Annotated in this window: 18 protein-coding genes; 7 read left to right on the top strand and 11 right to left on the bottom strand. The window is 61.7% G+C overall.

The genetic code is table 11. The annotated features are described in order from the left end of the window. Window positions 1–183: 183 nt before the first annotated feature. The 5 genes from NKI29_RS02315 to NKI29_RS02295 all read right to left on the bottom strand — a co-directional run bounded on the left by NKI29_RS02315 (window position 184) and on the right by NKI29_RS02295 (window position 3,688). A complete protein-coding gene (locus NKI29_RS02315; protein ID WP_352568671.1) occupies window positions 184–726 on the bottom strand; it encodes a class I SAM-dependent methyltransferase in 543 nt (180 codons plus the stop codon). Window positions 727–1,191: 465 nt separating this feature from the next. Continuing rightward, a complete protein-coding gene (locus NKI29_RS33435; protein ID WP_023674976.1) occupies window positions 1,192–1,446 on the bottom strand; it encodes a DUF6894 family protein in 255 nt (84 codons plus the stop codon). A 113-nt stretch (window positions 1,447–1,559) separates the two neighbouring features. Beyond that, a complete protein-coding gene (locus tag NKI29_RS02305) occupies window positions 1,560–1,784 on the bottom strand; it encodes a hypothetical protein (protein WP_352568673.1) in 225 nt (74 codons plus the stop codon). 263 nt (window positions 1,785–2,047) lie between these two features. Continuing rightward, window positions 2,048–2,215, bottom strand: a complete 168-nt coding sequence (locus NKI29_RS02300) for a hypothetical protein (RefSeq protein WP_352593649.1) — start codon at window positions 2,213–2,215, stop codon at window positions 2,048–2,050. Between the two features lie 1,170 nt (window positions 2,216–3,385). Then, window positions 3,386–3,688 (bottom strand): DUF982 domain-containing protein, encoded by a 303-nt coding sequence (locus tag NKI29_RS02295; protein ID WP_084640966.1) that lies wholly within the window; start codon window positions 3,686–3,688, stop codon window positions 3,386–3,388. Between the two features lie 255 nt (window positions 3,689–3,943). On the opposite strand from NKI29_RS02295, the gene NKI29_RS02290 reads away from it, so the two are divergent. The 4 genes from NKI29_RS02290 (at window position 3,944) to otsB (ending at window position 9,934) form a co-directional block, all read left to right on the top strand. After that, entirely contained in the window at window positions 3,944–5,005 is a 1,062-nt protein-coding gene (locus NKI29_RS02290; protein ID WP_352568676.1) for a glycosyltransferase family 4 protein, read from the top strand. Between the two features lie 47 nt (window positions 5,006–5,052). Beyond that, window positions 5,053–7,215: an amylo-alpha-1,6-glucosidase gene (locus NKI29_RS02285; RefSeq protein ID WP_023674970.1), complete on the top strand. Its 2,163-nt coding sequence runs from the start codon at window positions 5,053–5,055 to the stop codon at window positions 7,213–7,215. 179 nt (window positions 7,216–7,394) lie between these two features. After that, a complete protein-coding gene (locus NKI29_RS02280) occupies window positions 7,395–9,176 on the top strand; it encodes an alpha,alpha-trehalose-phosphate synthase (UDP-forming) (protein WP_023674969.1) in 1,782 nt (593 codons plus the stop codon). Continuing rightward, window positions 9,173–9,934, top strand: a complete 762-nt coding sequence (gene otsB, locus NKI29_RS02275) for a trehalose-phosphatase (RefSeq protein ID WP_352593655.1) — start codon at window positions 9,173–9,175, stop codon at window positions 9,932–9,934. Before NKI29_RS02280 ends, otsB begins: the two co-directional genes overlap by 4 nt. Window positions 9,935–9,951: 17 nt before the next feature. Here otsB and NKI29_RS02270 read toward each other — a convergent pair whose 3' ends face one another. From NKI29_RS02270 to NKI29_RS02260, 3 genes are read right to left on the bottom strand one after another with little or no spacing between them, the layout of a single operon-like run. Further along, window positions 9,952–10,623 carry an ABC transporter ATP-binding protein gene (locus NKI29_RS02270; protein ID WP_352795450.1) on the bottom strand — a complete coding sequence of 224 codons (672 nt, stop codon included), beginning with the start codon at window positions 10,621–10,623 and terminating at the stop codon, window positions 9,952–9,954. Continuing rightward, the gene (locus NKI29_RS02265) at window positions 10,620–11,861 is read right to left on the bottom strand and encodes an ABC transporter permease (protein ID WP_023674966.1); all 1,242 of its coding nucleotides are present in this window, start codon (window positions 11,859–11,861) and stop codon (window positions 10,620–10,622) included. The genes NKI29_RS02270 and NKI29_RS02265 overlap by 4 nt, the downstream gene beginning before the upstream one ends. Window positions 11,862–11,867: 6 nt before the next feature. Beyond that, window positions 11,868–12,878 carry an efflux RND transporter periplasmic adaptor subunit gene (locus NKI29_RS02260; protein ID WP_502896619.1) on the bottom strand — a complete coding sequence of 337 codons (1,011 nt, stop codon included), beginning with the start codon at window positions 12,876–12,878 and terminating at the stop codon, window positions 11,868–11,870. Between the two features lie 136 nt (window positions 12,879–13,014). Here NKI29_RS02260 and NKI29_RS02255 point away from each other — a divergent pair, with 136 nt between their 5' ends. From NKI29_RS02255 to NKI29_RS02245, 3 genes are all read left to right on the top strand, one after another. Beyond that, the gene (locus NKI29_RS02255) at window positions 13,015–13,707 is read left to right on the top strand and encodes a TetR/AcrR family transcriptional regulator (protein ID WP_352795447.1); all 693 of its coding nucleotides are present in this window, start codon (window positions 13,015–13,017) and stop codon (window positions 13,705–13,707) included. 27 nt (window positions 13,708–13,734) lie between these two features. Then, window positions 13,735–14,127, top strand: a complete 393-nt coding sequence (locus NKI29_RS02250) for an MmcQ/YjbR family DNA-binding protein (protein ID WP_352621805.1) — start codon at window positions 13,735–13,737, stop codon at window positions 14,125–14,127. Window positions 14,128–14,310: 183 nt separating this feature from the next. Beyond that, complete coding sequence (locus NKI29_RS02245; protein WP_352795446.1) at window positions 14,311–15,768, top strand: NCS1 family nucleobase:cation symporter-1; 1,458 nt, start codon at window positions 14,311–14,313, stop codon at window positions 15,766–15,768. A 30-nt stretch (window positions 15,769–15,798) separates the two neighbouring features. Here NKI29_RS02245 and NKI29_RS02240 read toward each other — a convergent pair whose 3' ends face one another. From NKI29_RS02240 to NKI29_RS02230, 3 genes are all read right to left on the bottom strand, one after another. Further along, on the bottom strand, window positions 15,799–16,338 hold the full coding sequence (locus NKI29_RS02240) for a DUF1697 domain-containing protein (protein ID WP_352795444.1): 540 nt from the start codon (window positions 16,336–16,338) through the stop codon (window positions 15,799–15,801). A 10-nt stretch (window positions 16,339–16,348) separates the two neighbouring features. Further along, window positions 16,349–17,977 (bottom strand): CTP synthase, encoded by a 1,629-nt coding sequence (gene pyrG, locus NKI29_RS02235; protein ID WP_352448839.1) that lies wholly within the window; start codon window positions 17,975–17,977, stop codon window positions 16,349–16,351. A gap of 147 nt (window positions 17,978–18,124) precedes the next feature. Continuing rightward, complete coding sequence (locus NKI29_RS02230; protein WP_352685756.1) at window positions 18,125–19,246, bottom strand: L,D-transpeptidase; 1,122 nt, start codon at window positions 19,244–19,246, stop codon at window positions 18,125–18,127. Window positions 19,247–19,287 lie beyond the last annotated feature (41 nt).

The raw sequence follows: 19,287 nt of genomic DNA, 5'->3' as shown, positions 1-19,287 counted from the left end.
CGTTATCTTGAAGCGCGAGACGGTTTCGATCACCTGTCTGTGGCTTCGTTCCCGACCGCAGTCAATGCCGAACCGGATCCTTGCACGTCATCGGCCTATGACCGCCGGTTCCTCGCATGCGAGCATAGCGGACCCCAGCCACGCGGCTCTTGCGCCATTCGTCGTCGGCCGCGCTATGCCTGGTCAGTGTTTCGCGAGGACCATGAGATGGCTTCCAAGAGGCGATGTGTGATTGCTTTTGATTGAAAAGCCCACATCCGAAAGCACCGCGATCATCTCCTTATCCTTGCCAGGAGGGACGCGGGCAACGATCGTTTGAGCACGCCCGGCGATATCGCACAGCACGCGTCGCGCCTTGTCCGCGCCGAGGCTCCACTGCATGTGATGGTAGACCGCCAGCAGCATGACGATGTCGTACTGCGGTTGGAGAACATTTTGCAGCTTCCGGCTGCCAAGATCGAGACAATCGAACCGGCTTTGGACCGGACAACCCAGGAAGATCATCCTGGCCGTCTCGATATGCGGCTTGAGAATGTCGATCCCATGGATCGAACTCGGTCCTAGCTTGGATATCTCATAGGCGACAACACCCATGTTGCAGCCAACATCGAGAATGGATTTCCCGGCGTAGTCGACCTCTGCTGAGAATAGGCCGTCCAGTCGGTCGTCCCACGTTCCCTTGAATCTCTTTTGCTTATTTGACCACCACAAATCATTGTTCTCCAAAAACGGCGCCGGACTGGTTACCTTGACGGAGGGGGACTGTGCGCCCGGCCTAACTCGGTCCAGTTGCTGGCGCGCAAACGACACTGTCCTGAGCGTCCTGTAAACGCAACCGCGGGAGAAAGGAACTCCTGATCACAGCATCCTGCGAAGACGTTTCGGTAAGTTGACGAACACCCGGCCCGACAAATCGACATACTGGTTGGAAATGGCAACGTCGCTTGGTGCCCCCTACCCGTGCCTGCCCTCGAGTTCCTGAAACGCACGATAGCCCGGGCCGGCACACGCAGGGACATAAGTAATGCCCCGTAGGCAAGGCAAGCCCATATTTGTTCTTGCTTTGTGCCGGCAGCTATGCTACTAATTTGCCTATGGTGCTGATTTGCACCAACGACCGTCTTGCCGCGACATGCGGTTTTTCAGCCAGGCTCGATCAAAGCTCGCCCGCATCGCGGGGCTTTTGGCCAATCACGGCCGAGTGCCGGCCTTTTCGGCAGCTTCCGAGAATGGAAATCGGAAAAGCAGGTTCCGGTTCTCGTCGCAGATTTCGAAGGAAAGGCCTGTCAGGACCGGGCTGCCGCTGAGCAGGCCCTCGGCCAGGATTTCCTTGGCCGAAGCCATTGCGTTATCCTGAGCCGCGGACAAACCGTCCAACTCCTGACCCTCGAAATCTTCCGTCAAGCGGCCGTCATTGTTTCGGAAATGAAAAAAATATCTCGGCATGCCTGCTCCGGTTGGTTGGTTTATCTAGTCGCAAGCGGTCTCAGGAACAGCGTCGGATTTGTGCACGACAGCACCGTGCGATTTTGGCGTTGGGATTCATGGCGTTTAGGCCTTCATGCGTCAGGTCGATCGAACAGTACTCCCAGCCCGTGTTCGAACGCACATGCCGCAATCATGTCGTCCAGGGCTTTTCCGGAGGCCGGGCAATTCGGCATGACAGCCCTGATCGCGATCTCAGCCGCTGCGGTGGAAACCGCATCGTGGCGCCTCTTCCTGGTCTCCATGTATTGCTCGAGCTGACTTTTCAGGCGCCGCGCGGCAATCTCGTCAACGACCATCGTTCTCCCTCGATTCGGCACAATGTCCGTCTTCCGGGTCTGTCCTCCGGATAAAGGTCCGCTGCCATCGGGTAGCAGCGGACCACTCGGCCGGGTGAGCCAATGACCCGAGGCGGGGGTGTCTCGGACCGCCACCACAATAGCTTCGGCAGGCCACTCGTTCCACAGAACGCTGTCGTTGGTAATTTTCGTACACTGAGCATTGCCGCAGACAGTCTGCGACCGTGGGATTTTTGCGCTATGCCCGTAGCCTGATAACCGGATCAGCTTCGGCTTCGATCGACATAGCTGTAGATGCCCGCGCCGATCGCGACCGCTCCTACAGTGATCAGAATCGATGGCACCCCCATCGACGTGGCGACGATCCCCCAGACAATGGCGACGGCAATTGCGCCGGCCGTTCCCAGCACCAGTCTAAGCCGTTTCGACATTATCCATTCCCCCAAAAGTGCATCTTTGGCCTTTTCCGGTCGAAATACCGCAATGCGGCACCATTGTCTGCGTTTCGTCCAACTTTTTATGCCGCCCCTGAGCCCCGACCGCTGAGGCGTAAGCGATCCGTATGCGGCCTTGTCGCAAACATCCACTCGACAACGAGGAAGCTTGGGCGCGAGCCCGAGAAGCGAGGCGTCAGAAAGCGAGGTATCTATGCAAAATTTTCGGAATTTACTCCGGTTCACGATCACGGGCATGGCGGCCACGACAACCGCACTAGTCATCACGGGCCTTACCCCCGAGACAACCGAAGCGACGTTGATTTGCCATGGGTTGGTCTGCCAGAAGGCGAGCAATGAAGGCAGTGCCTTCGGCGCCAAATATCAGCGCAAATGCACCTGCGAAAATGTAAGCGAGGGCGCTAACAATCATCCCTCCCCGCACAATGTCAACAAGGGGCCCATCGGCGGCTCAAGCAGCAGAGCGGATCGAGCGGCGCCAGCGGCTCAAGCGGTACTACCAGTTCGAGCGGCAGCAGCGGTTCGAGCGGCAGCAGCGGATCCAGTGGCGGCAACGACGGAACAAGCAGCGGCGGGTCTAACGGCAGCGGCGGAGTGTAGCGGCTGCTCAAGCGGCTCCGGTGGCGGCGCCACTCGAGTTGAACCGTGGCGGCGACCACGCGGCCGGCAACGACGATCGATCCTCACGACAACGGGAGTAGTAGTATGACGCTCCGACCGAAATCGGCGACCGCGCCCCTCACTGGCCTTGCAGGATTGCTTGGTCTTGCGCTCACCGTCGCGATGCTCGCCGACAGAAGCTGGCCTGTGCATTTGCAGGCCATGACTGTCATTGCAGCTACTACTGCAGCAATGATCGCGGTCGACACGGCTTATTTCCAGACGTTTCGAAGGCGTTCAACGGGATTGCAGGCGAAGCCGATGCGAGCGCTTGAAGTCGAGCGTGTCGTGCGCAAGCTCATCGGCTTCATCGTTACGCTCACGACCATTGCCGCAGTCTACTGGATAGTGCCGGAATACCGGCGTGAGTTTTACGCCCCCTACTGGGCAGCGCTCTACGACACCTTGCCGGCGCTGCTCGTCGGTCGCCGATCGGGCGCTCCGGCTGAATGCCACCCTTGCTCGGACCATCTGCGGCAGTCGGCGCTATCGCCTCAAGGCGTGATCGCGATGCCGATCCTCGCCGCTCATCGGCAACGGCCGATCGCCCTCGAGCAGGCGGGTGATCCGGGCGAAGCCGGCAAAAGCCTTTCTCGCTTCCTCGGCCGACATCCGGCCGGCCATGGCCGCAGCGCAGCAATTCACGGCGCACTGGTAAACCGGCCCGCGCCGCCCCGCCGGCCATTTTCGCAAGAATGCCATTGCTTCGGCAACGCTGTCGATCTCCTCCACAGGCTGTCCCTGTCCGCGCAAAACCCGCACGGGCGAAAAGAATTGCAAGCGGTCCATCATTTCCTCCCCGTCGACCGGATGCGTGCGATCGAACCCCACTAAACTCGCGAACCCGACTTTGGTTCCCGGCAAAAGAGGGCTTGGCCTGAAAAATGTTGGCTGCACGAGACGAGCAGCGGTGGACGCGCCCGGCAGCTCCAATTGGGTGACATCTTGCCCCAATTGGGTGACATCTTGCCATTGTACGGGAACGTTAGCGCGGCTGATGCATTTCGATGCCACGAGCAGTCTTTTTGAGGGAAATGCCAAAACATGAGAATAGCCCATGTGGCGCCGCTCCATGAATCCGTGCCACCCCGGTTCTATGGAGGGACGGAGCGCATCGTCTCCTATCTGACCGAAGGATTGGTCGAGCTTGGCCATGACGTGACCCTGTTCGCCAGCGGCGATACCAAGACGTCGGCGAAATTGGTGGCGTGTCGCGAGCGCGCGCTCCGTCTCGATCCGCGCCCGCACAAATCCGAAACCGCGGCGCATCTCTCGATGCTCGCCGAGGTGAGGAGCCGTGCGCAACAGTTCGACATCATCCATTTCCATCTCAGCCACTTCCTGCATTTTCCTTTCTTCGAACACATGCCCGACCGGACGGTGACGACACCGCATGGCAGGCTCGACTATGTCGACCTAGCCCCGGCCTACGAACATTTTCCGCGCTTTCCGATGATCTCCATTTCCCGCAGCCAGAGAACCGGGCTACCCAGGGCCAATTGGCTGGCGACCATCCATCACGGGCTGCCGATCAATATGTACGAGCCGACTTTCGAGACGAATGCGGACGAGCCGTATCTGGCCTTTCTCGGCCGGCTGTCGCGCGACAAGCGCCCGGAGCGTGCCATTGAGATCGCCTTGCGCTCCGGGCTGAAACTGAAGCTTGCAGCAAAGATCGGCGACGACGACCGCCCTTTTTTCCACGACACGGTCGAGCCGCTGATCGACGGCGACCGTGTCGACTATATCGGCGAGATCGAAGAGGACAGAAAAGCGGAATTCCTCGGCAAGGCGGCCGGCCTGCTGTTTCCGATCGATTGGCCGGAGCCGTTCGGTCTTGCCGCGATAGAGGCTATGGCCTGTGGCACGCCGGTAATCGCCTGGAAATGCGGTGCCCTGCCGGAGATCATCGACCACGGCGTGACCGGTTTCCTTGTCGATACGGTCGATGCCGCAGTCACCTCGATACCGGAATTGCTGCGCCTCGACAGGCGACAGGTGAGAGCCGTGTTCGAAAACCGTTTTTCTGCCACGAGAATGGCCCACGACTATGTGGCTGCCTATGCGCGCCTGATCGGTACTCCCGGTGAAGCGAGAGCGTCCTGATCGGCGTCATTGTGGACGTTGGAACGAAACGACAGAGCTTGTGACGTATGAATCAACTCGACGAGCGTAAGCTTGATCCCGCCGTAGCCCTTGCCTCCCTCGACGAGGTTGCGCCCCGGGAGCCGCACCGGCTGTTCGCCCTCAAGCAAGCCGACTGCTTCGCGGTGGCCGACGCCTATGGCGACATCCGCGGCGCCGGCGATGGCTTTTTCCGAGACGACACGCGTGTGCTTTCGGAATTCCGGCTGACGGTCGGTGGCCGGCAAATGTCGTTGCTCGGCGCCTCGCTCAGCCAGGACAATGTGCTTTTCACCTCGAACCTGACCAATCTGCCGATCCAGAGTGTCGGTGGTCGCGACATTCCGCAGGGCGCGATCCACATAGAACGCGTCAGGCTGCTTTGGCAGGACCGGCTGTTCGAGCGCATCACCCTTTCCAACTACAGCCAGGAATCGTCGGCCATTCGGGTTTCCTTGCATTTCGCAGCAGATTTCCGCGACATGTTCGAGGTGCGCGGTTCGACCCGGCTCAAGCGCGGAATAGCCCACGCCGCCGAGACCAGTCCGACATCCGTGGTGCTTCGATATGACGGGCTGGACCAGCTCGTGCGCCTGTCGGCGATCTCGTTCTCGCAGGCGCCGGACAATTTGACCGCCAGCCGCGCGGATTTCCTGGTTGCGGTGACGAAGCGCAGCAGCGAGGTCCTCTATATCGAGGTCGGCCCGGAAGTGGCGGAGACACCCGACCGCGACCGTTTTCGGGCTGCTGCCGCCCGCGCTCGCTTCGGCATGCGCGCCAAACGCCGCCACGGCGCGACGGTGCACAGCTCCGGCCGCGTCTTCAACGACTGGATCGAACGCGCGCGCGCGGACGTGGCGTTGCTGACCACCGAGCTTTCAACCGGACCTTACCCCTATGCCGGCATACCCTGGTTCTCGACGGCATTTGGCCGTGACGGGGTGATTTCCGCACTGCAGATGCTGTGGTTGAATCCTGGGCTGGCGCGCGGCGTACTCGCCTTTCTCGCCCAGCATCAGGCGACCGAAACGTCGCCGTTCAGCGATTCGCAGCCGGGCAAGATCATGCACGAGACCCGCAAGGGCGAGATGGCGGCACTGCGGGAGCTCCCGTTCGGCCGCTATTACGGCGGCGTCGATACCACGCCGCTCTACATTCATCTCGCTTGCGCCTATGCGGATCGTACCGGCGACATGGCGTTCGTCGACAGCCTGTGGCCATCGCTCTGTGCAGCGGCCGAATGGACGGAGGAGACAAGCCGCGCGACCGGCTTCGTTACCTACCAGCGCGGCGCCGAGACCGGCCTTGCCAACCAGGGCTGGAAGGACAGTTTCGATTCCGTCTTCCATGCCGATGGCCGCATGCCCAAGGGGCCGATCGCCCTGGTCGAGGTGCAAGGCTACGTCTTTGCCGCGTTCCGTGGGCTGGCGGCGCTCGCCCGCCGCCGCGGCGAGGACGACAAGGCCGATCATTGGGAGGAACGCGCCGAAACCATGCGCGCCGCGGTGGAACGCCATTTCTGGATGGACGATCTCAATTTCTATGCACTGGCGATTGATGGTGCAGGCGAGCTCTGCAAGGTACGGACGTCGAATGCCGGCCATCTTCTCTTTGTCGGGCTGCCCGAGCCGGAACGGGCGCAGATGGTCGCCGATCAGCTGCTCTCTGCGTCGTTCCACTCTGGTTGGGGAGTGAGGACGCTGGCCGACGATGCGATATTCTTCAATCCGATGTCCTACCACAATGGTTCGATCTGGCCGCACGACACCGCCATGTGCGGTGCCGGCCTGGCACGTTATGGCGTGCGCGACAGCGTAGTCAGGCTGATGAGCGGCACGTTCGAATCGGCTGTCCATTTCAACATGCGGCTGCCGGAACTGTTCTGCGGCTTTACCCGGTCGCCGGGCGAAGCGCCCATCGCCTATCCCGTCGCGTGCCTGCCGCAGGCCTGGTCGGCGGGATCGGCCTTCATGCTGATGCAGGCCTGCCTTGGGCTCGAAATCGACGGCTGGAACAGCGAAATCCGGGTCACCCGCCCAAGGCTGCCGATCGGCATCGACACGCTGACATTGCGGCATCTAGGTGTCGGCTCGACAGTGGTCGACCTCACATTCCAGCGTGTCGGCGACCGGGTCGTCGCCTTTCTCGCCGATCGGTATGAGGGGATGGTGCCGCTCATCGTGCGCACTTGATGCCGCCGCACTGCGGCGCGTCGAAAATGACGCGCGGCATTGCAATCGTCCGGAACCGATAGCCTCTTTGTGCGTTGCAAAAATGGGCGGCGCGGGAACGCTGCCGTTGTTATACGGCGGCGAACCAGAAAACAAATAAAAAAACGGCTATCGGCCGGCCGGAGGCGAGATCACATTCCATGTCAGATTATACTGTAAACCTGCTCTGGGTTTTGCTGATTGCAAGTTTTGGCTTTTCCGCTTTTGCCATTCTCCTGTCGATATCCCGCCAGCGTCGCGGCCGCGCAACGGCGGCCGCATACACGCCGAGCGAGGATGTCGCGTCGGAAGCGGCACGCAAGGTGCTGCGCGAGTTCGAAAAGAACGGCCAGTCGGCCGATGCGGCACTGGTCACATGGTCGCCCGACACTTTGCGCAAGATCCTGGCCGACGACCTGCCGGACGCACAGGTTATCGTGGTGTCCAACCGCGAACCCTACATCCACAACATCAAGGATGACGGGGTCCAACTTTTGGTGCCGGCCAGCGGCCTGGTTTCGGCACTCGAGCCCATCACCCGCGCCTGTGCCGGCACCTGGATCGCCTATGGCGGCGGCACGGCAGACCGCCTCACCGTCGACAAGGACGACCGGGTGCAGGTACCGCCAGGCAATCCGTCCTACACGCTGCGCAGGGTCTGGCTGACGGAGGAGGAATATCAGGGTTATTATCTGGGCTTCGCTAATGAGGGCCTATGGCCGCTTTGCCATATCGCCTTCACCCGCCCCGTGTTTCGCGCCTCGGACTGGGACGCCTACGAGGCCGTCAACCGCAAATTCGCCGATACGGTGGTTGCCGAAGCCCGCAACGAACGGCCGATCGTGCTGGTGCAGGACTACCATTTTGCGCTGCTGCCACGCATGATTCGCCAGCGCCTGCCGGACGCGATAGTCATTACCTTCTGGCACATCCCTTGGCCCAATTCGGAAGTGTTCAGCATCTGTCCGTGGCGTGAGCGGATCCTGGAAGGACTGCTCGGCAGTTCGATCATCGGCTTTCATACCCAATTCCATGCCAACAACTTCACCGAAAGTGTCGACCGCTTTCTGGAGAGCCGGATCGAACGGGCAGACGCGGCAATCTCCTATGGTGGGCAGACCACATTGGTCCACGCCTATCCCATTTCCATAGAATGGCCGGCCCAATTGCTGGCAAAACTGCCGTCTGTGGAGGAGTGCCGCGCCAGCGTGCGCGACAGATTCGGCCTGTCTGCGGATACCAAACTATGCGTTGGCGTCGAGCGCCTCGACTACACGAAAGGCATTCTCGATCGCTTCCATGCCTTGGACGAATTGTTCACGAGATATCCCGAATGGATAGGCAAGGTGGTTTTCCTGCAGATCGCCGCGCCGAGCCGGGGGACATTGCCCGCCTACCAGCAACTCCACGACGAATGCCGCCGCTGTGCCGAGGAGCTCAACCGGCGCTATGGCAGCGAGACATACAGCCCTATCCTGATGGTCGCCGAACATCATCGGCAGGAGCAGGTCTACGAGGTCTATCGCGCCGCCGACATCTGTATGGTCACCAGTCTGCATGACGGCATGAACCTTGTCGCCAAGGAATTCGTCGCAGCGCGCGACGACGAACAAGGCGTGCTTTTGCTCAGCACCTTCGCCGGTGCCTCGCGCGAACTGCTGGAAGCGCTGATCGTCAACCCCTACGATGCGGCCATGATGAGCGAGGCGCTGTTGCAGGCGCTGACGATGACGCCGGAAGAGCAGCGCGAACGTTTGCGGCCGATGCGCGAGATGGTCCGCGACAACAATGTCTACCGCTGGGCCGGCAGTATGCTGCTGGACGCCGCGCGCCTGCGCAAACGCGGCGATCTCGACAGGGTGACCGGGACCGGCGAGCGCCCGCCATCGAACACCAACAACGTCATCTCGATGTTCGAGCGGGCTCGGAAGGCAGCGTCGTGAAAAGCTTTGAACAACCGCCGGCGTTGAACCTGTCGGAAGGGCAATGGGCGCTCTTCCTCGACATCGACGGAACCCTGCTGGAACACGCTGCCCATCCCGACGCGGTGTTCGTCGGCGAGGAATTGCGCAATCTGCTCGAACGCATCGAGCGGCGGCTGGATGGTGCGGTCGCCTTCATCACCGGCCGATCGATTCCCGCCGTGGACAAGCTGTTCCATCCGCTGAAGCTGCGGATCGCCGGACTGTATGGGCTGGAGCACCGGCTGACGCCGAGCGGCCCGATCGATGCCGCCGACGCGCCGGCCGACATCGCCGCCCTTGCGGACGAGATCGAGGCCGAACTGGGCAGCGGCAAGGTCTATGTCGAGCGCAAGGGGCCGGTCCTTGCCGTTCATACAAGAGCAGCACCGCAACTGCTTGCACCCGCAATCCAGCTCGTCGAACAGGCGTTGGCCCGGCTTCCGAAGGGTTATCGGGTGCTTCCGGGAAACGCCGGCGTCGAGCTCATGCCTTTGGAAGCCGTCAAAGGTGCTGCCATCCGGCGTTTCATGGACATTCCGCCCTTTGTCGGCCGGCGGCCGATATTCCTCGGAGACGATACATCGGACGAACACGGTTTCGAGGCGATCAATGAAATTGGCGGCATCTCCATCCGCGTGAAGCCGAACGGACCGACGGCCGCAAACTATGCCCTCGACGACGTGACCGGCGCAATAGCCTGGCTCGAGGCCAGTTTCGAGACGTCGGCGGTGGCCTGATCGCGCCGTGGCCCGGTTCAGCTGATCTTCCCGTCCACCATGTGAATGCGGCGATCCATGCGTGCGGCCATGTCGAGGTCATGCGTGACTGCCACGACCGTCTTGCCGCGTTCGCGCACCAGATTCTGCAGGATTGTGAACACCTGCTCCGAGCTCTTGCTGTCGAGGCTGCCCGTCGGCTCGTCTGCCAGGATAAGCGGCGGGTCGTTGGCGAGCGAGCGTGCCACCGCGACGCGCTGACGCTGGCCTCCCGAAAGCTGGTCCGGCCGCTTGCCGAGATGTTCGCCGAGCCCCAGCGATGACAGCAACTCGCCAGCCCGTTCGCGCATCACGGGTCGGGCCAGCCGACCAAGCTTGCGCATTGGAATTTCTACATTTTCGCGCGCCGTGAATTCCGGCAGAAGGAAATGGAACTGGAAGACGAAGCCCAGCGTCGAAAGCCGTGTCTGCGCGCGCTCCCTTTCATTCATAGGCTCGCTATCGCGTCCGCCTATCCTCAAGGTCCCGCCTGTCGGCCGGTCGAGCAGCCCAAGCAGATAGAGCAGCGAGGACTTGCCGGAGCCGGAGGGACCGGTGACGGCGACGAATTCGTTGTCGTTGATCGTGAGCGTGATGTCCTTGACCAGCGTAACGGGGACCGTCTCTGGCAAGATGCGGGTCAGTCTCTCGGTCTCGATGAGTGCGCTCATGTCGCGCCTCTTACTATGTCGACCGGATTCAGGCGCGCTGCACGGCGCGCCGGCAGGTAGCCAGCCACCGCCGCCGAGCCCAGTGCGAAGGCCGAGGCGATGATATAGTGGGTCAGGCTCCAGGCTATCGGCAGCCGGGTCATCTCCTGGCCGGTCGCGGCGATCTCAAAACGGATGAGCGAAAGCGCATAGATCATGGAGAAGCCGAGCAGCCAGCCGAGAGCGGAACCGGCAGCGCCGATCACCAGGCCTTCGAGCAGAAAGAGCCGGCGCATGTCGGACTCTGGGAAGCCGAGCGATTTCATGATGGCGATGTCGCGCGCCTTCTCATGCGTGATGGTGGAGATGATGTTGTAGATGCCGAAGCCAGCAACCAGCATGATTGCGCCGACCACCGTGTACATGATGACGTTGCGCACAACGAGCGCTTCGAGAATCGATTCATTGGCTTCTTGCCACGCCACGGCCTTGTAGCCCAGCTCAGCCTCGGCGCGGCGCGCCACCGCCGGAGCGCGATTTGGATCGTCGAGCTTGATGCGGATCTCGTTGATGGCGTTTGGCCGCGCTGAGAGAATCTGCGCGTTCTTCAAAAGCACATAAGCTTCGCCTTCGTCGCGCGCGGTGGTGCCGGTGTGGAAAAGGCCGGCGATCTTGAAATTGCGCGTCAGCCCTTCCGAGGAGACCGCCGTTATCGTATCGCCGAACCCGGCACCGAGCCGGCTCGCCATCGTGTTGCCGATCAGCACGTTGTTGCCGCCCGCGGCAAGTGCCGAAAAGCTGCCTTCGACGAACTTGCCGACGATCGGCGAGACACCGGATTCGCGCTCTGGTTCGACCCCGATGATCGCCGCGCCGATTTCGCGGCTGGAATAACGGATCACGCCCTGCGTCTTTAGGCTTGCCGCGAAGCGGCCGGGAACCCAGCTCTCGAGCCAGGAGGTCGCGGCGGTCGGATTGATGATGCCGCGGCGATCGTCGCGCGGCCTGAGCCCGGAGATGGCGACGGTCTCGAAGTAGTCCTCGGCCGGCTGGCGGCGGGCTGTGCGCTGCTCGTCGGTGATGTCGACATGCGGCATCGTGTCGACGAGCTGCCTGACGAAATCGTCCTGCCCGCCCTGCATCAGCGCCGCCATCGCAATTGAGAAGCCGACACCCACCGCGACGCCGACTATGGCGACCAGCGTCTGGCGGCCGCGGCCGGCGATATGCGTTACGGCAATGTCGACGATCAGCGCCATCGTTGCCTATCTCTCCTGCGCGGCGGCGATGCTCACGCGCCCCCCGTCGCCGAGGTCGGCGGGATAGGGCGAGACGATGCTGATCTTCTCGTCGATGCCTGACTGTACTTCGACGCCATTGGTGCCGCGAATGCCCGTTCGGATTTCACGCCGCCAGGCCTTGTCGCCTTCGACTACGAACACCTTGTTCCCATCCACCGCAACCGACGGGATCAACAGCGCATTTTTCGAAACGCGGATGACAATGTTCACGTCGGTCGACATGCCGATCCGAAGCGGCGTGTCGTCCGGCAGGCGGAAACGAACGCGGTAGGTCTTCGTCACCGGATCGCCCTTGGGCGTGACGCTGTCGACCACAGCCTCCAGATTCTGCCGAGGGAACGCATCGGATTTAAGCAGCGCGCGCTGGCCGATCTCGACCCGTGGAATGTCCTCCTCGTTGACCTCGGCGACCACCAGGAGCGGCTTCGGCTCGCCGACCCAGAACAACACCGTGCCGAGTTCGGCGATCTCACCCACCTCGCCGTCCTGCCTGAGCACGATACCGGCGCTCGGCGCTCGTAAGACGTAGGTGTCGAGCCGCGCTTTCTGTCCGGCAACCAGCGCTTCGATCTGGCCAAGCTCGCTCTGCGCGCGATCGAGCGCCTGCTGGCTTGCCGCACGCCTTTCGGCAAGCACGGTCAGCCTCCGGAGCTCTTCCTGGGCAAGTGATTGACGCGCTTCGATCTCGCCAAGCACAGCCCGGGCCTCGCTGTCGTCAAGCCTGGCGAGTACGTCGCCCTGCCTAACTCGCGACCCCTCGCAATTGCATAGCTCGACGATCCGCTCGCGAACCACGGGAGCCACCTTGGCCCAGGTTCGCGGCTCGACGGAGCCGCTCGCATAGACAATTTCCGCCGCGTCGCCGCGTTGTGGCGTCACGACCGAAACCTTGGCCGGCTGCAACACATACCAAGTGCCGAAAGCAGCAGTCGCCGCGACAAGAACGATGCCGACAGTCCAACGTATCCGTCGCAAGAAGCTCTCCTTCCACCATCGAATGCGAACGTCGGAGCGGTGGCAGACATAGCATTAGACCGACCGTCGGTCTATAAAAGTTGCATAAAGAAACGGTTCGTGCTCCTCTTGCCCCCTGTACTTTGTGAGGTCGATTTTGCCCCGAGTGATAAAGCCGCCGGAGATACGATCCGCCGAGCTCCTCGACTGTGCCCAGCGGCTTTTCTTCGAGCATGGCTACGACAACACGACGGTGAACGACATCATCCGCGAGGCCGGCTTGTCGAAGGGTGCGTTCTATCACTATTTCGCGTCGAAGGAGGCCCTACTGGAGGCGCTCGCCAGACGTCTCGCACGTGACAGCCTTGCCGAGCTGCAACCTCTCCTCGACGACCCGCCACTCGATGGGATTGGCCGGCTCAATGCACTCTTTGCCGGCTCGCGACGGCTGAACATCGAGCTTGCCCCGCAATTGCGAAAAACGTTCTTCGTCGTGTTCCGGCCCGAGAACCTTGCCCTCTTCCATCGGGTCGACCAGGCGGCCAGGGAACTGGCCGAGCCGATAATCACAAATCTGCTCAGGAAGGGAAGCGAGGAAGGCATTCTCGACGTGCCCGACCCGGAAGCTTTTGCCGAGATGTTCCTGCAACTCCGGCTGACCTTTCGGGACGTGATGCACCGCGCCCTGCTACAGGCCGAACAGGGTAATATCGACGAAGCAGCGCGGCTGCTCGAGGGCCGATTGCGGCTCTACGGCATCGCAATCGACCGGCTTTTGAAGTTGCCCGATGGAACGATAGAAGCCGTGCAGCCCGGTTTTGCCCGGGCTTTTCTCGAAGCCGGACCGTAAGCCGCTGACAGCGATGGAGGAGAGTTGATGAGTAGGAAATCGCGTGCTTCGACCGATGCTGTTCTCAAGGAACTGCGCGCCTTCGGCCTCACCTATCCAGGCGCCGAGACAAAGAGTCCGTGGCCTGGTCACGACGATCTCGCGGTGAAAGGCAAGACCTTTGCTTATTTGAGCCTGGAAGGCGAACCGTTCAGCATCTCCCTCAAACTCCCCTACAGCGGCGACGAGGCGAGAAAGCTCCACTATGCGTGGCCGACGGAGTACGGCCTTGGCAAGAGCGGATGGGTGACATTCGAACCAGCACCGGACGAACTGCCACCGATCGGACAACTGAAGTCATGGCTCGATGAGAGTTATCGCGCACAAGCGCCCAAAAAGCTTGCCGCCCTGATCACGCACAAGGTGGACTCGGGAGCTTAGGTCGAGCGATCGGTGTCACCCCACGAATCGCCGGCGCTAGAAGCTCAACGACGCCACGCCGATAAGCGCGTTTCTCATTGAATGACTTTAAGGCCAAAGCCGGCAAATCGTCTGCTTGCCGGTTCCCCTGCGTCAGGCTTAACCTGCGTGCCATGCGTGGAGGCGCAAGGGGAGGACATAGCAATGACCATACAAGGCGCATCACCGGACCTGTACAATGAGGATCTCGCACCGGCGAAGGTTCGAAACTGGGGACCGTTCTCGATCTTCAACGTCTGGACGTCGGACGTCCACAGCCTATGGGGCTACTATCTCGCTGCCAGCCTGTTCCTGTTCTGCGGCGGCTTCCTCAACTTCATCATCGCCATCGGTATCGGCTCGCTGATCATCTATGCGTTAATGAACATGGTCGGCTATGCCGGCGTGAAGACCGGGGTGCCCTACCCTGTCGTGGCGCGTGCCTCCTTCGGCATCTGGGGCGCCAACATACCGGCGCTGGTGCGCGCCATCGTCGCCTGCTTCTGGTACGGCGCGCAGACGGCGGCGGCCTCCGGGGCGATCGTAGCCCTGCTGATCCGCTCGCAATGGTTCGCCGACTTCAACCAGAGCACCCATTTCCTCGGCCACTCCGGGCTGGAGGTGATCTGCTTCGCCGTCATCTGGGCGCTGCAGCTCCTGATCATCCAGAGGGGCATGGAAACGGTGCGCCGCTTCCAGGATTGGGCCGGACCGGCGGTGTGGGTGATGATGCTGATCCTGGCGATCTATCTCTGCATCAAGGCAGGCACCTTCGCCTTCACCAGCGATATCCCTATGGATGTGCTGCTCGAAAAGACAAAGGACGTGGGCGTGCCAGGCACGCCGGGCTCCTGGACCTCGCTGTTTGCGGTGGCCGCAATCTGGGTGACCTATTTCTCCGCGCTCTATCTCAACTTCTGCGATTTCGCGCGCTACGCCCCGGACAAGGCATCGCTGCGCAAGGGCAACATCTGGGGCCTGCCGGTCAATCTTATCCTGTTCTCGCTGGTCGCCGGCGTTACCACGATCGCCGCCTTCGACGTCTATGGCGAGGTGCTGCTGCATCCCGACCAGATCTCGGCGAAATTCGACAGCTGGTTCCTGGCGGCGCTCGCAGCCCTGACCTTTGCGGTGGCGACGCTCGGCATCAATGTGGTGGCGAACTTCGTGTCGCCGGCCTTCGACTTCTCCAATGTCTTTCCACGCCAGATCGACTTCAAGAAGGGCGGCTACATCGCGGCGCTGATCGCGCTGGTGCTCTATCCATTCGCGCCCTGGGAAGGCAGTGCCGCCTCCTTCGTCAACATCATTGGCGCGACGATGGGGCCTATCTTCGGCGTGATGATGGTCGACTATTACCTGATCCGGAAGGGCGAGGTCGACGTCGAGGCGCTCTACAGGGAGAATGGCGAATTCCGCTTTCAGGGCGGCTGGCATGTCAATGCCTTCATCGCCGCCGGTATCGGCGCGGTCTTCTCCTCGATCCTGCCCAACTTCACCAGCCTGCTGCCGTCATGGTGGGGCGTCTATGGCTGGTTCTTCGGCGTGGCAATTGCCGGCGTCATCTACTACGTGCTGCGCACGATGGCACTCGGTGCCGGAGCCAGGATAGCCAAGGCCTGAACAGACTCGGGGCGGCGCGAGCCGCCCCGTTTATTCTGCGACCATCTTGGCCAGGCGGCGCACCGTATTCCAGTTGCGCGAGGTGCCGATGCCCAGGCGTTTGTGACTGACCGCCGCAAGCAGCCGCGAACTCGGCGTCTCGCTGGAAAAGACGATCCAGATGTCGCCGCCGACAATCCGCAGCTTCTCGTCCTTGCCGGCATACGCCTCAAGCGCCGCGGCGGTCTCGGCGGGAACGGGCGCCCGCATCACGCGCACCGCCACCTGGTCCGCGGCCTCAGCCGATTCGGCTGGGAACGGATTGCCGGCCGCCATCCTCAGCCAGCCGTCGGCGCGGCGCACGATGATGTCGACGTGGCGGCCGAAAGTCTTTGCGAACGCCGCCTCCAGCCGCTGCTCCAACGCCGCAAGTTCTGTTTCTTGCGCCTCGAAAACCAGATTGCCGGTCGCCACCAGCGTGCGCGGGTTATTCAGACCCAGGCCTTCGGCCATCGCCTTCAGATCGGACATGACGACCCGCCGCCCCTCGCCCAGGACAATGCTGTAGAGCAGCGCGACGTACGTTTGCATGGGCGGCTAGTTAGACCAGCCGCGACTGCTCTACCGCCGCCTCGATGAAGCTGGCAAACAGCGGGTGCGGATCGAGCGGCCGGCTTTTCAACTCGGGATGGTACTGCACGCCGATGAACCAGGGGTGGTCGGGATATTCGACCGTTTCCGGTAGCACGCCGTCCGGCGACATGCCGGCAAACACCAGGCCGCAATCCTCGAGCCGCTCCTTGTAGTCGACATTGACCTCGTAGCGGTGGCGATGGCGTTCGGAAATCTGGGTATCGCCATAGATCTCGGCGATCTTCGATCCCTTGGCGAGGTCGGCCTGGTAGGCACCGAGCCGCATGGTACCACCAAGGTCGCCGGTTTCCCTGCGCTTTTCCAGCATGTTGCCCTTCAGCCATTCGGTCATCAAGCCGACAACCGGCTCCTCGGTTGGACCGAACTCGGTCGATGATGCGTGCTCGACGCCGGCCAGCGAACGCGCCGCCTCGATGCAAGCCATCTGCATGCCGAAGCAGATGCCGAAATACGGCACCTTGCGCTCGCGCGCGAACTTCGCCGCCAGGATCTTGCCCTCCGAGCCGCGCTCGCCAAAACCGCCGGGGACGAGAATGCCATGGACCTTCTCCAGCCACGGCGCCGGGTCTTCCTTCTCGAATATCTCGCTTTCGATCCAGTCGAGCTTGACCTTGACCCGGTTGGCGAGGCCGCCATGCGACAGCGCCTCGATCAGCGATTTGTAGGCGTCCTTGAGGCCGGTATATTTGCCGACGACGGCAATGGTCACTTCGCCTTCCGGATTGTGGATGCGGTTGGACACCGCTTGCCACCGTTCCATGCGCGGCTTCGGCGCCGGATCGATGCCGAAGGCCGCCAGCACTTCCGAATCCAGCCCTTCATTGTGATAGGCCATCGGCACGTCGTAGATATGCGGGACGTCGAGCGCCTGGATGACGGCGCTTTCGCGGACATTGCAGAACAGCGACAGCTTTCTGCGCTCTTCCTTGGGGATCGGCCGGTCGGCGCGGACCAGCAGTATGTCGGGTGCAATGCCGATGCCGCGCAACTCCTTGACCGAATGCTGCGTCGGCTTGGTCTTCAGTTCGCCTGCCGTCGGAATGTAAGGCATCAAGGTCAGGTGGACGTAGACGGCGTTGTTGCGCGGCAGGTCGTTGCCGAGTTGGCGGATCGCCTCCAGGAACGGCATCGCTTCGATGTCGCCGACGGTGCCGCCGATCTCGCACAGCACGAAATCGTAGTCGTCATTGCCGTTGAGGACGAAATTCTTGATCTCGTCGGTGACGTGCGGAATGACCTGCACGGTGGCGCCGAGATAGTCGCCGCGCCGCTCGCGCTCGATGATGTTCTTATAGATGCGGCCGGTGGTGATGTTGTCCTGCTGGTTGGCCGAGCGGCCGGTGAAGCGCTCATAATGGCCAAGATCGAGATCGGTCTCGGCCCCGTCATCGGTCACGAAGACTTCGCCGTGCTGATAGGGCGACATCGTGCCGGGATCGACATTGAGATAGGGATCGAGCTTTTTGATGCGTGCGCGATAGCCCCGCGCCTGCAAGAGAGCCCCAAGGGCCGCTGCAGCAATGCCTTTTCCAAGTGAGGAAACCACGCCGCCTGTGATGAATACATATCGCGCCATGGGAGTCATCGCTTAACGCGGCCGAATTGATTCCGCCAGAGAAAAAACCGCCGCGAAGGCTTTTTCCCAAGAAGGCGCTCTGGTCGTTGGCGTATCAAAACAAAAGGGCCGGCGAGGCCGGCCCTTTTGGCACGATCTGTCAAAGCGTCAGATGATGACGACTTTGGTGCCTACTTTCACCCGGCGGTAAAGGTCCATGACGTGCTCGTTGATCATACGGAAGCAGCCATTGGAGGCGCTGGTTCCGATTGACTGCGGCGCGATGGTGCCGTGAATGCGCAGGTGGGTATCTTTCTTGCCGTCGTAAAGATAGATGGCGCGCGCACCGAGCGGATTGTCGCCGCCGCCGGGCATGCCGTCCTTGTACTGGCCATAGTGCTTGGGTTCGCGCTTTTGCATATCCAGCGTCGGAATCCAGCGCGGCCATTCCTGCTTGTCGCCGACGGCAACCGTACCCTTGAACTGCAGGCCTTCCCGGCCGACCGCGATGGCATAACGGCGGGCGGTTGACGATGATTCGACGAGGTAGAGACGACGGGCGCTGGTATCGATGACGATGGTGCCGGGGTTGTAGCCGGTGAATTCGACCTCCTGCGGCACGAATTCCGGCTTGACCTTGAACTGCCGCTTGGCCTGCTTCCTTTCGAGCGCGGCGTCGAGCGCGCGTGTTTCCGGAAGCAGCGACATCGACGAAGAGGATGTGCCGCCGAACAGTCCCGCGAACAGCCCGACGCTCTGCGGCTTCTGCCCGACCGGTTCGCTGCGCAACTCGCCATTGTTGCCGGTCAGCGCAACGTTCATGGCCTCGGCCGGGATCGGCTCGGCCGACTGGATCGGCGCAATGGGCGTAATCGGTTCGATGATGTTGACGGTCTTCTTCTTGGCCGGCGTGGCGTCAGCCACCTTGGCCGTTGCGAGCGGCTGGCTCTTCTTGGCAAGGAACGCCTGGCGTTCCGCATCGGCTTTGGCTTTCGCCGCCTCGCGCATCGCCAGCTTCCTGGCTTCGAGTGCCTTGGCGCGAGCGGCGTCCTTGTCGGCTGCGATCTTGGCTTCGATCTTGCGGATCTGCGCAAGGTCGTCCGGCGTCGGATCTTTCTTCTTCTTGAGAAGCTTCAATTGCGCTGCATCGCTTTTGGCAGCGACCTTGACGACGTCGGTTGTTGTTGCGGCTTTGTGGGCCGAGTTTGCCGTCGGCATGGCCGCGAAAGCGGGCGCACCTAGGCTGAGCACGGCACAAAGGCCGGCAAAAATGAAGCTGCGAAGCTGCATGGGGAAGATCCGATCGTTCAATGCTTGTTGCCCACGGCGTC

The organism is Mesorhizobium sp. M0678 (genome assembly GCF_040320505.1).
Taxonomy (GTDB): domain Bacteria; phylum Pseudomonadota; class Alphaproteobacteria; order Rhizobiales; family Rhizobiaceae; genus Mesorhizobium.
The sequence above is the reverse complement of the archived record's forward strand: the minus strand, read 5'-3'. Positions and strand labels throughout refer to the sequence as shown.

What these genes read in the sequence shown, in the direction of transcription:
- NKI29_RS33435 (WP_023674976.1), bottom strand. Translation starts at nt 1,446, where the DNA reads ATGCCGAGATATTTTTTTCATTTCCGAAACAATGACGGCCGCTTGACG.
- NKI29_RS02305 (WP_352568673.1), bottom strand. Translation starts at nt 1,784, where the DNA reads ATGGTCGTTGACGAGATTGCCGCGCGGCGCCTGAAAAGTCAGCTCGAG.
- NKI29_RS02300 (WP_352593649.1), bottom strand. Translation starts at nt 2,215, where the DNA reads ATGTCGAAACGGCTTAGACTGGTGCTGGGAACGGCCGGCGCAATTGCC.
- NKI29_RS02295 (WP_084640966.1), bottom strand. Translation starts at nt 3,688, where the DNA reads ATGGACCGCTTGCAATTCTTTTCGCCCGTGCGGGTTTTGCGCGGACAG.
- NKI29_RS02290 (WP_352568676.1), top strand. Translation starts at nt 3,944, where the DNA reads ATGAGAATAGCCCATGTGGCGCCGCTCCATGAATCCGTGCCACCCCGG.
- NKI29_RS02285 (WP_023674970.1), top strand. Translation starts at nt 5,053, where the DNA reads ATGAATCAACTCGACGAGCGTAAGCTTGATCCCGCCGTAGCCCTTGCC.
- NKI29_RS02280 (WP_023674969.1), top strand. Translation starts at nt 7,395, where the DNA reads ATGTCAGATTATACTGTAAACCTGCTCTGGGTTTTGCTGATTGCAAGT.
- NKI29_RS02270 (WP_352795450.1), bottom strand. Translation starts at nt 10,623, where the DNA reads ATGAGCGCACTCATCGAGACCGAGAGACTGACCCGCATCTTGCCAGAG.
- NKI29_RS02265 (WP_023674966.1), bottom strand. Translation starts at nt 11,861, where the DNA reads ATGGCGCTGATCGTCGACATTGCCGTAACGCATATCGCCGGCCGCGGC.
- NKI29_RS02250 (WP_352621805.1), top strand. Translation starts at nt 13,735, where the DNA reads ATGAGTAGGAAATCGCGTGCTTCGACCGATGCTGTTCTCAAGGAACTG.
- NKI29_RS02245 (WP_352795446.1), top strand. Translation starts at nt 14,311, where the DNA reads ATGACCATACAAGGCGCATCACCGGACCTGTACAATGAGGATCTCGCA.
- NKI29_RS02240 (WP_352795444.1), bottom strand. Translation starts at nt 16,338, where the DNA reads ATGCAAACGTACGTCGCGCTGCTCTACAGCATTGTCCTGGGCGAGGGG.
- pyrG (WP_352448839.1), bottom strand. Translation starts at nt 17,977, where the DNA reads ATGGCGCGATATGTATTCATCACAGGCGGCGTGGTTTCCTCACTTGGA.
- NKI29_RS02230 (WP_352685756.1), bottom strand. Translation starts at nt 19,246, where the DNA reads ATGCAGCTTCGCAGCTTCATTTTTGCCGGCCTTTGTGCCGTGCTCAGC.